Below are 14,025 nucleotides of genomic sequence, written 5' to 3' on the forward strand. Positions count from 1 at the left end.
GCTTACGATCCCTCCCGGCGTGCGTAGATCGTATAGCCGAGCGAGGTGCCGACAGGCCGGTAGTCGATGGCGATCGCGCGCATCACGATCGCGAAGGTGGCGGGATTGACGTCGCCCTGCGGCGGCGCGGTGACGATCACCGGCGGACGCGCGCGCAGGATTCGCAAGACCTCGTCCGCGGGGTCGACCCCGATCGCGCCCCGCTCGCCCGCGAACGTCAGGTGGGAAGCAAAGGGATAGCGCGTCGGCAAGCAGGCATCGGCAGCCGTGTAGAAGACGGGCGGCGCCTGAAAGACGAAGGGACAACCGCGACCGGCCGCATAGCGATGAACGAGTGTCGCCCCCCGGGCGACATCCCGCCGCGCCGCCGCCGTCTCGCCCGCGTGCGGAAAGCCGGACAAGACTAGCAGCGCCGCCCCCGCCAGGCCGAGCAATGCGAGGAAAGGCCCGCGCCGCGCGGCCCCGATGCCCGCGGCGACCGCCACCGGCACGAGCAGCGGCAACGCATAATGATTGTAGTAGGGGGGAATGGCGAGCCATGCGGCGATCGCCGCCGACAGCCACGTCGCCATCATCAACCGCGCACGTCCGCGCAGTGCGCCGAGACCGAGCAGGCCGACCGCCAAGGGTATCACGAGCACCAGCAATGCGCCTTCCAGCCTGGTTGCGACGGGCTCGTTGGCGGTGACGTGACGGAGGAAGATCGACCGGACGTTGGCGAACCACCAGGCGTCGCCGTGCCCGGTCACGACATAGAAGGCGGCGGCCACGAAGGTCGGTACCAGGGCAAGGGCGGCGAGGAGCGACGCCTCCCGGAGGATAGCGCCCGCGCGCGGATCGCGTCGCCAGCTCGCCATCAACGCCAATCCCGCGAATGCGACGCCCTCGACGACCGCGGTCGGCTTGACCTCGATGGCGAGGCCGATCAGCAGCATCGCGCAGCGCGCGGGCGCTACCGGAGCGTCGCGCAACGTCCGCCAGACGAGCAATGCGGCGAGCGCGACGAGGGGGTTGTAGAAGACCGGCGCCTGCCCGCCGCGCCCGCCCAACAAGGCGATCCAGACGAGATACACGAGGCCCGCGACCACCGCCGCGCGCGCTCCAGCCATCGAACGGGCGATGAGCGCCACGATCCCTGCGGCCGCGATCGCCGCGACCAGCGCAGCCCATTGATAGGCGACCACCGAATCCCCGCCGAACCCCTGCGTGCCGGCATAGACCAGGAACAGGCCGATCGGCTTGCGATCCCAGATGTCCACGTACGGCAAGGCGCCGTGCCACATCCTGCTGCCGACAAGCAGGTACATCTGTTCGTCGAGATCGATCACTGGATTGCCCAGGTCCGGCAGCCGCAGCACGAGCGCCGCGATGGTGAGGATCAGCCACAGGCGAGCCAATCCGCCCCGATCGTCCGTCGCCGCCGTGCCTAGCCCCATGATCATCGCGCCTTCATGACAGCGCATGGTAAATGCTACGCCAACGGATCAGAACAATTCCCCCTGCGGTCCGGCCGGCGCCTTGAAGAGGTCGGTCCGCAGCGGCACGCCGCGATTGGCGAGGCCGTGGCGGCGGCAGGCGATGGCGAAGCGGGTCCGCATCAGTTCCGCCCATGGACCGCTGCCACGCATGCGCGTGAAGAAACCCGGATCATTGTCGCGACCGTCCCGCAACGACCGGATCGTCGCCATGACCTTCGCCGCGCGGTCAGGGTAATGCTCCTCGAGCCATGCACGGAACAGCGGCGCGACCTCGTGCGGCAGGCGTACCGGAATGAAGAAACACGCCCGCGCTCCGGCCGCGGCGGCATGCTCGACAAGATGCTCCAGTTCGTGATCGGTGATCGCGGGAATGACGGGCGCGATGGAGACATAGGCGGGTATGCCCGCATCGGCGAGCGCACGGACGGCGGCCAGTCGCTTCATCGGATGCGGTGCGCGCGGCTCGACCGTGCGCGCGGTGGCGGGATCGAGCGACGTGAGCGAAACCGCCACCGCCGCCAAGCCCTCCGCCGCCATCGGTGCCAAGATATCGATGTCGCGCATCACGCGGTCGGACTTGGTGGTGATCGTCACCGGATGACGCGCATTCCGGAGAACCTCCAGAATGCCCCGCGTGATACGCCAGTCGCGTTCGATGGGTTGATAGGGATCCGTGTTGGTTCCCAGTGCGATCGGGCGCACGGCATAGTCGCGTCGACGCAGCTCGCTCGTCAGCAGCGCGGGCGCGTCGGGCTTCGCGAACAGCCGGCTCTCGAAATCCAGTCCGGGCGACAGATCGTGAAAGGCATGCGTCGGCCGGGCGAAGCAATAGATGCACCCATGCTCGCAGCCGCGATACGGATTGATCGATCGATCGAAGCCAATGTCGGGCGACGCGTTGCGACTGATGATGGTGCGCGGATGCTCGACCGTCACCGTCGTCGCACGCGGCAGGGGCGCGCCGTCGATCGCGTCGCGCGCATCCGCCCAGTCCCCGTCGATCTCCTGCTGCGGGAGATTGAACCGCGTACTTTCGTGGTTCGACGTCGCGCCACGCGCGGCCCTCGGCTTGCGTGCCACCATGAGAAGATGCTAGACGGCCAATGGGAACATAGCAAGAACGATGGGGTGCACCATGGCGCGGATGAACTATCTGGAGTTGCCGGTCGCGGATACCGCGCGGGCCAAGGGCTTTTACGCGGCCGCATTCGGCTGGACCTTCACCGATTTCGGGCCGAGCTATGCGGCCACGATGAGTGGCGATACGGACGTCGGCTTCCAGGCCGACCCGGCGGAGCGCACGCGATCCGCGCTGCCCGTGATCGAGGTCGACGACCTGGAACGGGCGCAGGTGGCCGTCGAAAGCGCTGGCGGGCGGGTCACGAGGCATATCTTCGCCTTTCCCGGCGGCCGGCGGTTCCATTTCGTCGACCCGGATGGACACGAACTGGCGGCCGTCCAGCCCGCCTAGGCCATGCGGGCCGGGGCTAAAAGCATGATGACATTCCATGGATCCGACATTGCTTCGCTATGCTCGCAATGACGGCGTGGTTCGCCCTGATGTCATCCCACTCTAATCCTGCCGGTGTCCGTCGCGCACGGCCACTGCATGGTCGTGCGCGGTCAGCGTTCCGTCAGGCGCGGCATGAGCTCCACGAAATTACAGGGCCGATGACGGCTATCGAGCTGATCCTTCAGGATACCGTCCCATCCGTCCTTCACGGCGCCGGTCGATCCGGGTAGCGCGAAGACGTAGGTGCCCCGGGCAACGCAGGCGCAGGCGCGCGACTGCACGGTCGACGTGCCGATCTTCGCGTAGCTCAGCCATCGGAACAGTTCACCGAAGCCGGGGATCATCTTGTCGGCGATCCGCTCGATCGCCTCCGGAGTCACGTCGCGACCGGTCACGCCGGTCCCGCCCGTCGTGATGACGCAATCGACGGAGGGATCATCCACCCACCGGTCGAGCTGGTCGACGATGGCATCGACATCGTCGCGCAGGATCCTGCGATCCGCCAGTTCGTGTCCCGCCTCCGCGATGCGGGCGACGAGCGCGTCGCCCGAGCGATCCTCGGCCAGTCCGCGCGTGTCGGATACGGTGAGGACGGCAATGCGGACGGGACGGAACGGCAGGCTCGTGTCGATCGGCATGAACAGTCAGCCCACCAGCTGGAGTTGCGAGGCGGCCCGGTCGAGCGCGACATCGGTGACGCCGGGAATCGCCTCGATGGCGGCGACGAGTTCGAGATCCAGCAGGAAATCACGGCCAAGCAGTAGCTTCGCCTCGCCGCCGTCGATCGGCATGCGCACGCGCACCTCGCCGCGCGCGCCGCGCTGCGTCGACAGGAGATCGGCGAGCGCGGTCATCGCCGCCAGATCGGCCACCTTTGCCTCGATCGTGAAGCGGGCATGGGTCGCGAGGCTTTCGAACGGCTGTATGCGCTTGACCGAGACGCGCGGCGTCTCCTCGCCGGGCCTCCGGTCGAGCTCTACCGTGATGAGACCGCAGCCGCCTTCGCGCGCCGCCTCTTCCAGGTCCGCGGCGACCGCATCGTCGAAACAGGTGGCGACGAACTGGCCGCTCGCGTCCGACAGCGTCGCCATCATGTAGCGCTTGCCCCGCGCGGAGGTGCGCCAGCGCGCATCCTCGACCAGCACCGCCATCGTCGCGCCAGCGCGCGTCCCATCCTCGGGAATGCGCAGCTCGGTCAGGGACACATATTGCCGCGCCCCGTGCATGCGCGCGAGGTGCGCGTGACGGTCGACCGGATGGGCGGAGAAGTAGAAGCCGAATGCTTCCTTTTCCTGCTCCATGGTCGCCGCCATGTTCCAGCGCAGCGAACGGTTGAGCTTGATCGTGTCGCCGGCGACGTCGTCGGCGCCGAAAAGGCCACCCTGCCCGCTCGTCCGGCCGGCGTGGGTGTGCGCCGCGAGCCCCAGGATCGTCTCCGCCACGGCGTGGACGGCGGCGCGGTTCGGCTCGATCGCGTCGAAGGCGCCCGCGGCGGCAAGCGTCTCGAGCTGCCGTTTGTTGATCAGGCGCGGATCGACGCGGTTGGCGAGATCGTCCAGGCTCTTGAACGGCCCGGCCGCCTCCCGCTCCGCGACGAGCTTTTCCATCGCGCCCTCGCCCACCGACTTGAGCGCGCCGAGCGCATAGCGGACCACGAGGCCATCCGCCGTCTCCTGCACGTCGAACTCGGCCTCGCTTGCGTTGATGTCGGGTCCGACGATCGCCACCCCCAGGCGCCGCATGTCATCGACGAAGATGCTCAGCTTGTCCGTCAATGCCATGTCGTAGCACATGGATGCCGCGAAGAATTCGTGGGGATGATGCGCCTTCAGCCAGGCGGTCTGGTACGCGAGCAAGGCATAGGCCGCGGCGTGGCTCTTGTTGAAGCCATAACCCGCGAACTTGTCGATCAAGTCGAACAGCTGGTTGGCGTAATCCGCCTTGATGCCATTGTGCTTGGCGCAGCCCTCGACGAAGGTCGCGCGCTGCGCGTCCATCTCCGCCTTGATCTTCTTGCCCATCGCGCGGCGCAGCAGATCGGCGCCGCCCAGCGAATAGCCGGCGAGGACCTGCGCGGCCTGCATCACCTGTTCCTGGTAGACGAAGATCCCGTAGGTCTCCTTCAGGATCGGCTCGAGCAAAGGATGCGGGTAGGTGAGGTCTTCCGTCCCCTGCTTGCGGCGGCCGAAGCTCGGAATATTGTCCATCGGGCCGGGCCGGTAGAGCGAGACGAGCGCGACGATGTCGCCGAAATTGGTCGGACGCACCGCCGACAGCGTGCGCCGCATGCCTTCCGATTCCAGCTGGAAGACGCCGACCGTGTCGCCCTTCTGCAGCAAACGATAGACGCCCTCGTCATCCCAGGAGAGCGCGTCGAGATCGACCAGGATCCCCCGCTTGGCGAGAAGCTGGACCGCCTTCTTCAGGACCGAGAGGGTCTTGAGCCCCAGAAAGTCGAACTTCACCAGGCCGGCGCCCTCGACATATTTCATGTCGAACTGCGTCACCGGCATGTCCGACCGCGGGTCGCGATAGAGCGGCACGAGCTGCGCGAGCGGGCGGTCGCCGATCACCACGCCCGCGGCATGGGTCGACGAGTGGCGTGGTAGGCCTTCGAGCTTGGTCGCCAGGTCCAGCAGGCGCCGGACCTGATTGTCGTTGGCATATTCCTTCGCCAACTCCGGCACGCCGTTGAGCGCGCGCTTCAGGTCCCAGGGATCCGTCGGGTGATTGGGCACGAGCTTGGCGAGCCGGTCCACCTGGCCATAGCTCATCTGCAGCACGCGGCCGGTGTCCTTGAGCACGGCGCGCGCCTTCAGCTTACCGAAGGTGATGATCTGCGCGACCTGATCGCGGCCGTATTTCTCCTGCACGTAGCGGATCACTTCGCCGCGCCGGGTTTCGCAGAAATCGATGTCGAAGTCGGGCATCGACACGCGTTCCGGGTTGAGGAAGCGCTCGAACAGCAGGCCGAGCTTGATCGGATCGAGATCGGTGATCGTGAGCGCCCAGGCGACGGCGCTGCCCGCACCGGAGCCGCGGCCCGGACCGACGGGGATGTCATGATCCTTCGCCCATTTGATGAAATCCGCGACGATCAGGAAGTAGCCGGGGAAACCCATCTGGACGATGACGTCGATCTCGAAGTCGAGGCGTTCGAAATAGTCCGGAAAGCGCGAGCGCAGATAGTCCGAGTCGATGTCCGAATGCGGCTGCTGCGACGCGTCGGCCGGTACTTCTGCCGTCGCGATGCCACGTTCGAGTTCGACGATGCGCCGGAGCCGCGCCTCCAATCCCGCATGGGCATCGCGCCGCAGCATCATCGCCTCGCCCTCGCGGTCGCCGGCAAGGCTTGGCAGGATCGGCTTGCGCTTGGGCGCCATGACGGCGCAGCGCTGCGCGACGAGCAAGGTGTTGTCGATCGCTTCCGGAAGGTCGGCGAACAGGGCACGCATCGCATCGGCGGGCTTCAACCATGCGTCGGGCGAGGACTTGGGGCGATCGTCGCTTTCGACATAGGTGGAATTGGCGATGCACAGCATCGCATCGTGCGCGTCGCGGAACGCGCTCTCGGCGAAGCAGCAGGGGTTGGTCGCGACGAGCGGCAGGTCGCGGGCATAAGCAAGATCGATCAGCGCCTGTTCGGATGCTTCCTCCACCGGATCGCCGCGTCGTGCGATCTCGATAAACAGCCTGTCGCCGAACAGCGCCTGCAGCCGGTCGCAATACGCCTCCGCCCGCGCCGGCTGCTCCTCCGCGAACAAGCGCGCGAGCGTGCCCTCGCCGCCCGCCGTCAACGCGACGAGGCCGTCGGTCCGCCCCGCGAGCATACCGAAATCGACGTGCGCCGGCAGTTCCAGCGGACGATCGAGATGGGCCATACTGACGAGCGCACACAGATTGTCGTAGCCGCGTGCATCCTGGGCATAGAGCGCGAGCCAATCGAGCGGTGCCGCGACACCCTCCGGCATGTCCGGCCTGGCGACGCACAGCATCGTGCCGATCACCGGCTGCACCCCGTCCTTCTTGGCGGCCTCCGAAAAGGCCATGGCTGCGTATAGGCCGTTGCGATCGGTGAGGCCCGCGGCAGGGAACTTCAACGCCTTTGCCTGCTTGGCGATCGCCTTGGGTTCGATCGCACCGTCCAGCATCGTATAGGACGAGAAGATACGAAGCGGCACGAACCCGGAATGCATCGCAGCGGTGTAGCGGCTCCGATGCGATTCGAACAGGCGCCCGGTGGAACCGGCGGTGGATAACCCCGTTACCGCGAAAGAACGCAAAGGGACCAGAGATGACCGATCGCCGCTTCGCCGACCCCCTGTCCGGCACGCCTGCCGGCGCCGGCTGGGGATGGATACTCGCCTATGGCGTGGTTTCGGTCCTGCTGGGCCTCGCAGCCTTCGCCTGGCCTTTCGCGGCGACGCTCGCCGCCACGCTCGTCATCGGCGCCTTCTTCATCGCCGCGGGTATCGTCTCCGTCGGCGCCGGCGTCTTTGGCAAGGGGCATGAAGGGCGCGGCTATGCGATCGGCTTCGGCGTCCTGTCGCTCGTCGTCGGGCTGCTGATGGCGTTCGAGCCGGCGACGGGTGCCTTCTCGCTGACCCTCATGGTCGCCGTCTGGCTCGGCATCCGGGGCGCGCTGGAGATCGGCCTGGGCGTTCGCTTCCGGCACGGACGCGGGCTGATGCTCGCGCTGGGGGTCATCAATATCCTATTGGCGATCTACGTCCTCGCCAGCTTGCCCTGGTCGGCGCTGACGCTCCCCGGCTTCATCCTGGGCATCAGCTTCCTGTTCGGCGGCGTGACGTCGATCGTCTCTGCCGTCCATCATCGCAGGGGTTCGCCCGCCTTCGCGATGCCGACGGCCTAGAGCAGCGCCTCTATGTCCGCTGCGATCGCGTCCGGCCTGGTCGTCGGCGCATAGCGGCGGACGACTTGTCCGGACCGGTCGACCAGGAACTTGGTGAAGTTCCACTTGATCGCCTTTGACCCCAACAGTCCCGGCGCGGCGCCTTTCAGCAGCGTGAACACCGGATCGGCGTCCGGACCGTTGACGTCGATCTTCGCGAAGACCGGAAAGGTGACGTCGTACGTCAGCGTACAGAAACGGGCGATCTCCGCCGCGTCGCCGGGCTCCTGCGCGCCGAACTGGTTGCAGGGAAAGGCCAGTATCGCGAAGCCTTTATCCGCATAGCGGCGGTGAAGCGCCTCCAGTCCCTCATATTGCGGTGTGAAACCGCATTGCGAGGCGGTGTTCACGATGAGCAGGACCTGCCCTGCCCAGCGATCGAGCGGCACCGTCGCGCCATCGGCGGCGCGGACAGCGAGGTCCGTGATGTGCGTCATGCGTGGCGATCCAGCAGGTAGCGCAGATTGGCCTTCACCCCCGGCCATTCGCGATCGAGGATCGAGTAGACGACGGTATCGCGCAGGCGACCGGCGGCCATCTGCTGATGCCCGCGCAGCACGCCGTCCTTCTTCGCGCCGAGGCGCTCGATCGCCGCCTGGCTCCGCCGGTTCAGCGCATCGGTACGGATCTGCACGCATTGCACGTCCATCGCCTCGAAGGCATGCGCGAGCTGCAGCAGCTTGGCCTCGGTGTTCACGCCCGTACGCTGCACGGCCTTGGCATAGAAGGTGCCGCCAATCTCGAGGCGCCGATGCGTCGGGGCAAGCCGCATGTAGCGCGTCGTGCCGACCACGGCGCCGTCGGGCGTTTCGGCGGCGAACAAAAGGGCACGGCCGAAATCACGCTCGCGCGAGGCCGCCGCCCACCAGCGTTCCGGCGTCCGCATGAGCGAGACATTGGCGTAGAAGATGTCCCACAGGTCGCCGCCCCGCGCGACGTCGACGAGCGCCGGCAGATCGCTTTCCGTCAGCGGCCGCAGCGTGACGTGACGCCCGACCAGCGTCGGCGTCTCGCCCCAGGCGTTCACGACAGCACGCCCTCGTGCAACCGGACGATCCTGTCCATGCGCTGCGCCAACCGCTCGTTGTGCGTTGCGATCAGCGCCGCCGACCCTTCGCCACGAACGAGGCGGAGGAATTCGGCGAGGACGATGTCGGCCGTATGCTCGTCGAGATTGCCGGTCGGCTCGTCCGCGAGGATGAGCATGGGGCGATTTGCAAGCGCTCGCGCCACGGCGACGCGCTGCTGCTCGCCGCCCGAAAGTTGGCTGGGCCGGTGGGTCAGGCGGTGACCCAGCCCGAGCGCGGACAGCAGCGCCGCCGCCCGCGCTTCCGCGGGGGCCCGCTCGGCGCCGTGGATGAGTTGCGGCAGCAGGACGTTCTCGATCGCGTTGAAATCAGGCAGCAGGTGGTGGAACTGGTAGACGAAGCCCAGGCGGTCGCGCCGCATCACCGTGCGACCGTGCGCGTCGAGGCTCGCCGCCTCCTCGTCGCCGATACGGATGGACCCCTGGAAGCCGCCCTCGAGCAGTCCGACCGCCTGCAGCAGGGTCGACTTTCCCGATCCCGAGGGGCCGAGAAGCGCCACGATCTCGCCCGGCCCCACCATCAGGTCGACGCCGCGCAGGACGTCGATCGTATGGCCGCCTTGCGTGAAGCTGCGCGCCAGGCCGCGCGTCTGGAGAACGGCGCCCCCGGTCATGGACGCATGCTGCGTTCCGGCGCCGCCCGGTTGGTGAAGCCGGGTTGCGGCTTGGCCTTCGACATCATTCATAGCGCAGGACCTGAACCGGATCGGTGCTCGCCGCCTTCCACGCGGGATAGAGCGTGGCGAGGAAGCTGAAGACGAGAGCCATGGCGGTGATGACGATCACCTCGACGGGATCGGTCTTCGAAGGCAGTTCGGTGAGATAGCGGATCGACGGGTCCCAGAGGTTCTGGCCGGTCACGAACTGGACGAAGTTCACCACGCCCTGCCGATAGAAAAGGAAGATCGCGCCCAGGATCAACCCCGCGACGGTGCCGAGCGCGCCGATGGTCGTGCCGACGACCATGAAGATGCGCATCATGCCGCTGCGCGTCGCCCCCATCGTCCGCAGGATCGCGATGTCGCGCGTCTTCGCGCGGACCAGCATTATCAGGCTCGACAGGATATTGAACACCGCGACCAGGATGATGATCGACAGCACGGTGAACATCGCCACGCGCTCCACCGCCAGCGCCTGGAACAGCTGCGCGTTCATGGAGCGCCAGTCCTGGATGACCGTGCCGGGCGGCAATTTGTCGCCCAGCGGCGCCAGTATCTCGCCCACCTTGTCCGCGTTCGCGGTCTGCACCTCGATCATGCCGACCGACTGGCCGAGCAGCAACAGTTGCTGCGCATCCTCCATCGGCATCATCACATAGGCCTTGTCATAGTCGTAGAGGCCGATTTCGAAGATCGCGCCGATCCGGTAACTGACGATGCGCGGGACGGTACCGAAGGGCGTGGTCTGTCCCTGCGGGCTGAACAGCTGGATCTCGCTGCCGACACTCGCCCCCAGGGCCTCCGCTAGGCGCGAGCCGATGGCGATCTGGCCGCCGCCGGGCGTGATGTTGGCCATCGAGCCCATGACGATCTTCGACCCGACCGCGCCGCGCATGTCGGCGATGCGCATGCCGCGGACCAGCGCCGCCTCCGCGCGTCCGTTGTAGGTCGCCGCGAGCGGCTGCTCGATCAGGGGCACAGCGCTCGTCACGCCCGGCGTCGCGCGGGCCTGCTTCACGATATCCTGCCAGTCGGGCATGCGCCCGCTGACGCTCTGGATCACCGCATGACCGTTCAGCCCGACGATCTTGTCGAACAGCTCGGCGCGAAAGCCGTTCATCACGCTCATCACGATCACCAGCGCGGCGACGCCGAGCATAACCGCGACGAGACTGATCGACGCGACGAGGAAGATGAAGGCCTCCCCCTTGCCCGGCAGCAGATAGCGGCGGGCGATCATCCGTTCGTATCGAGAGAGGATCATGGCACGGGCTCTAGGGTGCGTATCGGCCCCATGCAACGAGATGTTGCGGATTCGACACAGGGTCGCGGCAATCGTCGGCAGGCCGCGACATTGCCGGTGACAACTGCCGTCGGGGTGCCTAGCACAAACTCATCTGAGACACAGGCAAAGGCCGTGGTTCGGGGAACTTGGCGAGACGGCGCAGCGATACGCGCGACGCTCGACAAGACTTAAAGGGGGCTGACGAGTTTTCGTCACGCAGGCGCCCGGATCGGAAACGGTCCGGGCGTTTGCCGTTTCTGCGACCCGCGCACGGTCGCCCGATCAGCCGGGCAGAGGATGGGAGCTTCCAATTCGCACCCCCTGTCCGGCAGTGTCATCTATCGCAGATCAATCCTGAACCGGATCATAACGCCGGCCGGCGACGGTCAAGGCCGTCCGGCCGGCCGGGCATCAGAATCGGGTCGATACCGTCACGCCATAGGTGCGCGGATCGCCGGGCTGGCCGACGATCAGCCCGGTGCTGCCGGATTGCGTCGAGAGCAACTCGAAATAGTCGCGGTCGAACAGGTTGCGGATCCAGCCGAACACGTTGATCCCGCCCTCGCGATACCCCGCCCGCACATTGGACAGGGCGTAGCCCTCCACCCAGGTATAGGCCGAGGGCGAGGGGTTCGACGAGAAGCGCGAACGGTAATTGCCGTCGTAGCCGACATAGGCTTCGCCGCCCTTGCCGCCGACGGGGAGGCTGTATTCGCCGCCGTAGGAGAAGGACCATTTGGATATGCCGGGCAACCGCTGGCCCGAAATGTCGCAGAAAGCGGGGCTGCGACCGCCCGGCGTGCCGGCCGGGTCGGTGACGCCACCCGGCGCGGTCGCGGTGCCGCCCGACAGCTCCGGCGGACATGGGGCGTTGGTGAAGCGGACGTAACGCGCGTCCGCGTAGGCGCCGCTGATGTAGAGGTTGAGGCGGCGGCTCGGCTGGAAGCGCGAATCGAATTCGAAGCCGCGCGACCGGACCTGCCCAGCATTGGCAAGGTACCCGCGGATCACGTTGATCGCATTGTTGTTCACCGTGGCCTGGTAATCGAACAAGTCGGTCCAATAGCCGGCGAGGTTGAGTGTCAGACGCCGGTCGAGGAACTGCGTCTTCAGCCCGATCTCGTAATTGTTGACCTTCTCCGGCTTCACCGTCTGCGTCGTCAGATCGACGCCGGTGCTGGTCGCGTTCAGCGGCAGGCCCGACAGGTTGATCCCACCCGACTTGAAGCTGCGCGCATAGGTCGCATAGGCGTGAATATCGGCGCTGACGTCGTAGGATACGGTGACATCGCCCGACGTGTTCCAGGCGCTGAACCGCGGGCTGTAGCGTTGTGGTGCCAGCGTGTTGATCTGGTTCTGGAAGGTCGTGCGCGCCGCGGCGGTCGGTTGCGCGGCGAGAAGCTGCGCGACGTTATCGGCGGTGGCGGTGAAGGCATATTGCGCGTTGCGGATGCTGACGATCGATTCGTAGAAGCCCGACTTGCGGTCGTAGTTGATGCGGATGCCCGGCTGGACGTGCAGCGCGTCGGTCAGCGCCCAATTGAGCTTGCCGAACACGGCGAAGCTCGTGTTGTCGAACCGGATCGCGTTGGTCGACGTCAGGCCGTTGAGCACGTTGGGATTGGCGGCGTCCGCGCCGGACAGCAGGAAACGGCTCGCCGCCGGTCCCTGGACCTGCGAGCCCTGGGTGTTGATGACCTGATGGAAGACGAAGGCTCCCACCGTATAGTCGAGACGGTTGGTGCCGTTGGAGGCCAGCCGCAGTTCCTGCGACACCTGCTTCTGCTGCGACGGGTTCTGCGACACGGTGGTGATCGGCAGGCCGGTGAAGTCGCGGTCGTTCTGCGGCTGCCAATCCCAATAGCGCCATGCGCTGACGGAGGTCAGCGTCGCCGGGCCGAGGTCCCAGTCGCCGACCAGCGAGACGCCGCCGATCTCCTGTCGCGAATTGATGCCGGCGTCGAGGTCGGTGACGCGGTCGAAGGGGTTGGTGCTCGGCGGGCGATAGCCGAGCGCGGCGGCAAGCGCGGCATATTGCCGCGCGAGAGACCGCTGCGTCGCGCCGACCCGGGCATAATATTGAACGCAGCACAAAGGGTTCTGGACGTTGTAATCGCCCGAAAGCGTGAAGTGCAGCGCGTCGGTGGCATTCCAGAGCAATTGCCCGCGCAGGCCGTTATTGTCCTGCCGATGGAGGTCGCGACCCGAGGTGACGTCGCGGATCGTGCCCTCGCGTTGTGTCGACGAGGCGGACAGGCGGATCGCGACGCTATCGGACAGCGGACCCGAGACCGAGGCCTTCGCCTGCACGAACTGATAATTGCCCGCGCTCAGCTCGACGCGCGCCTCCGGCGTGAAGCTTGGCGGTCGGGTGGTGATGTTGAGCGCGCCGGCCGTCGTGTTCTTGCCATAGAGCGTGCCCTGCGGCCCGCGCAGCACTTCGACCCGCTCGACGTCGACGAAGTCGAAGGTCGAGGCGCCGATCCGCCCGATATAGACCCCGTCGACGTAGAAGCCGACGCCCTGTTCGATCCCGTCGTTGGTGAGGCCAAAGGGCGCACCGAGCCCGCGGATGTTGATCGCGGAATTGCGCGGATTGCTCGAATAGAATTGCAGCGCAGGCTGCTGCTGCTGCAGGCGGTTGACGTTGAAGGCGCCGGTCTTGTCGATGTCCGCGCCGCCGATCACCGACATGGCGATCGGCACCCGCTGCACCGATTCGGCCCGTCGCCGCGCGGTGACGACGATGTCGCCGACCTGCGTCTGGGGGGCGTCGGGCGCCTGGCTGGCATCGCCAGCCTGCGCGGGCGGCGGCGAGGCGGCGGGCGGCGTGGTGGGCGCGGCAGTCTGGCCGGCTAGCAGCAGCGCGAGCGTGAGCGTCATCCGTGTCGTCCCCTGAACCGTTTCGGCAAAGTCCATCATTCCGATGGAGGATCAACACGGCTGAACCTTGGGCGCGACGAAGCGGAGCTTCATGCCGCCATCAACAACTCCTCTTTTCAACAGTTTAGCAGGTCTTGAAATGGCCGGAACGCATCCCAAATGTCGGCTTGCACGATGCCCTCGGGGTCGTGCGACGGCATCGCACATT

11 protein-coding genes are annotated in these 14,025 nt (G+C 66.7%); 2 read left to right on the forward strand and 9 right to left on the reverse strand.

Annotated features, from left to right (window positions below; genetic code table 11):
* Positions 1-2 precede the first annotated feature (2 nt).
* Entirely contained in the window at positions 3-1,442 is a 1,440-nt protein-coding gene (locus tag RF701_RS03855) for a glycosyltransferase family 39 protein (protein ID WP_308814139.1), read from the reverse strand.
* Positions 1,443-1,484: 42 nt separating this feature from the next.
* A complete protein-coding gene (locus RF701_RS03860) occupies positions 1,485-2,561 on the reverse strand; it encodes a PA0069 family radical SAM protein (protein WP_308814140.1) in 1,077 nt (358 codons plus the stop codon).
* Between the two features lie 52 nt (positions 2,562-2,613).
* On the opposite strand from RF701_RS03860, the gene RF701_RS03865 reads away from it, so the two are divergent.
* The gene (locus RF701_RS03865; protein ID WP_308814141.1) at positions 2,614-2,949 is read left to right on the forward strand and encodes a VOC family protein; all 336 of its coding nucleotides are present in this window, start codon (positions 2,614-2,616) and stop codon (positions 2,947-2,949) included.
* A 152-nt stretch (positions 2,950-3,101) separates the two neighbouring features.
* On the opposite strand, the gene moaB is transcribed toward RF701_RS03865, so the two are convergent.
* Positions 3,102-3,629, reverse strand: coding sequence for a molybdenum cofactor biosynthesis protein B (gene moaB / locus RF701_RS03870; protein WP_203310029.1), 528 nt, complete (start codon positions 3,627-3,629; stop codon positions 3,102-3,104).
* Positions 3,630-3,635: 6 nt separating this feature from the next.
* Entirely contained in the window at positions 3,636-7,187 is a 3,552-nt protein-coding gene (dnaE, locus tag RF701_RS03875) for a DNA polymerase III subunit alpha (protein ID WP_308814142.1), read from the reverse strand.
* Between the two features lie 98 nt (positions 7,188-7,285).
* Between dnaE and RF701_RS03880 the strand changes: the two genes are divergently transcribed.
* Entirely contained in the window at positions 7,286-7,864 is a 579-nt protein-coding gene (locus RF701_RS03880; protein WP_308814143.1) for an HdeD family acid-resistance protein, read from the forward strand.
* Here the strand turns inward: RF701_RS03880 and RF701_RS03885 are convergent.
* The 5 genes from RF701_RS03885 to RF701_RS03905 form a co-directional block, all read right to left on the reverse strand.
* Complete coding sequence (locus tag RF701_RS03885; RefSeq protein ID WP_308814144.1) at positions 7,861-8,340, reverse strand: glutathione peroxidase; 480 nt, start codon at positions 8,338-8,340, stop codon at positions 7,861-7,863. The genes RF701_RS03880 and RF701_RS03885 overlap by 4 nt on opposite strands.
* Positions 8,337-8,930, reverse strand: coding sequence for a GNAT family protein (locus tag RF701_RS03890; RefSeq protein WP_308814145.1), 594 nt, complete (start codon positions 8,928-8,930; stop codon positions 8,337-8,339). The genes RF701_RS03885 and RF701_RS03890 overlap by 4 nt, the downstream gene beginning before the upstream one ends.
* Positions 8,927-9,604, reverse strand: a complete 678-nt coding sequence (locus RF701_RS03895; RefSeq protein ID WP_203310034.1) for an ABC transporter ATP-binding protein — start codon at positions 9,602-9,604, stop codon at positions 8,927-8,929. The genes RF701_RS03890 and RF701_RS03895 overlap by 4 nt, the downstream gene beginning before the upstream one ends.
* A gap of 64 nt (positions 9,605-9,668) precedes the next feature.
* On the reverse strand, positions 9,669-10,913 hold the full coding sequence (locus RF701_RS03900; RefSeq protein WP_203310035.1) for a lipoprotein-releasing ABC transporter permease subunit: 1,245 nt from the start codon (positions 10,911-10,913) through the stop codon (positions 9,669-9,671).
* Between the two features lie 432 nt (positions 10,914-11,345).
* Positions 11,346-13,817 carry a TonB-dependent receptor gene (locus RF701_RS03905; RefSeq protein ID WP_308814146.1) on the reverse strand — a complete coding sequence of 824 codons (2,472 nt, stop codon included), beginning with the start codon at positions 13,815-13,817 and terminating at the stop codon, positions 11,346-11,348.
* Between the last annotated feature and the right edge of the window lie 208 nt (positions 13,818-14,025).

This window comes from Sphingomonas sp. GV3 (assembly GCF_031082075.1).
In the GTDB taxonomy this organism is placed as follows: Bacteria; Pseudomonadota; Alphaproteobacteria; order Sphingomonadales; family Sphingomonadaceae; genus Sphingomonas; species Sphingomonas beigongshangi.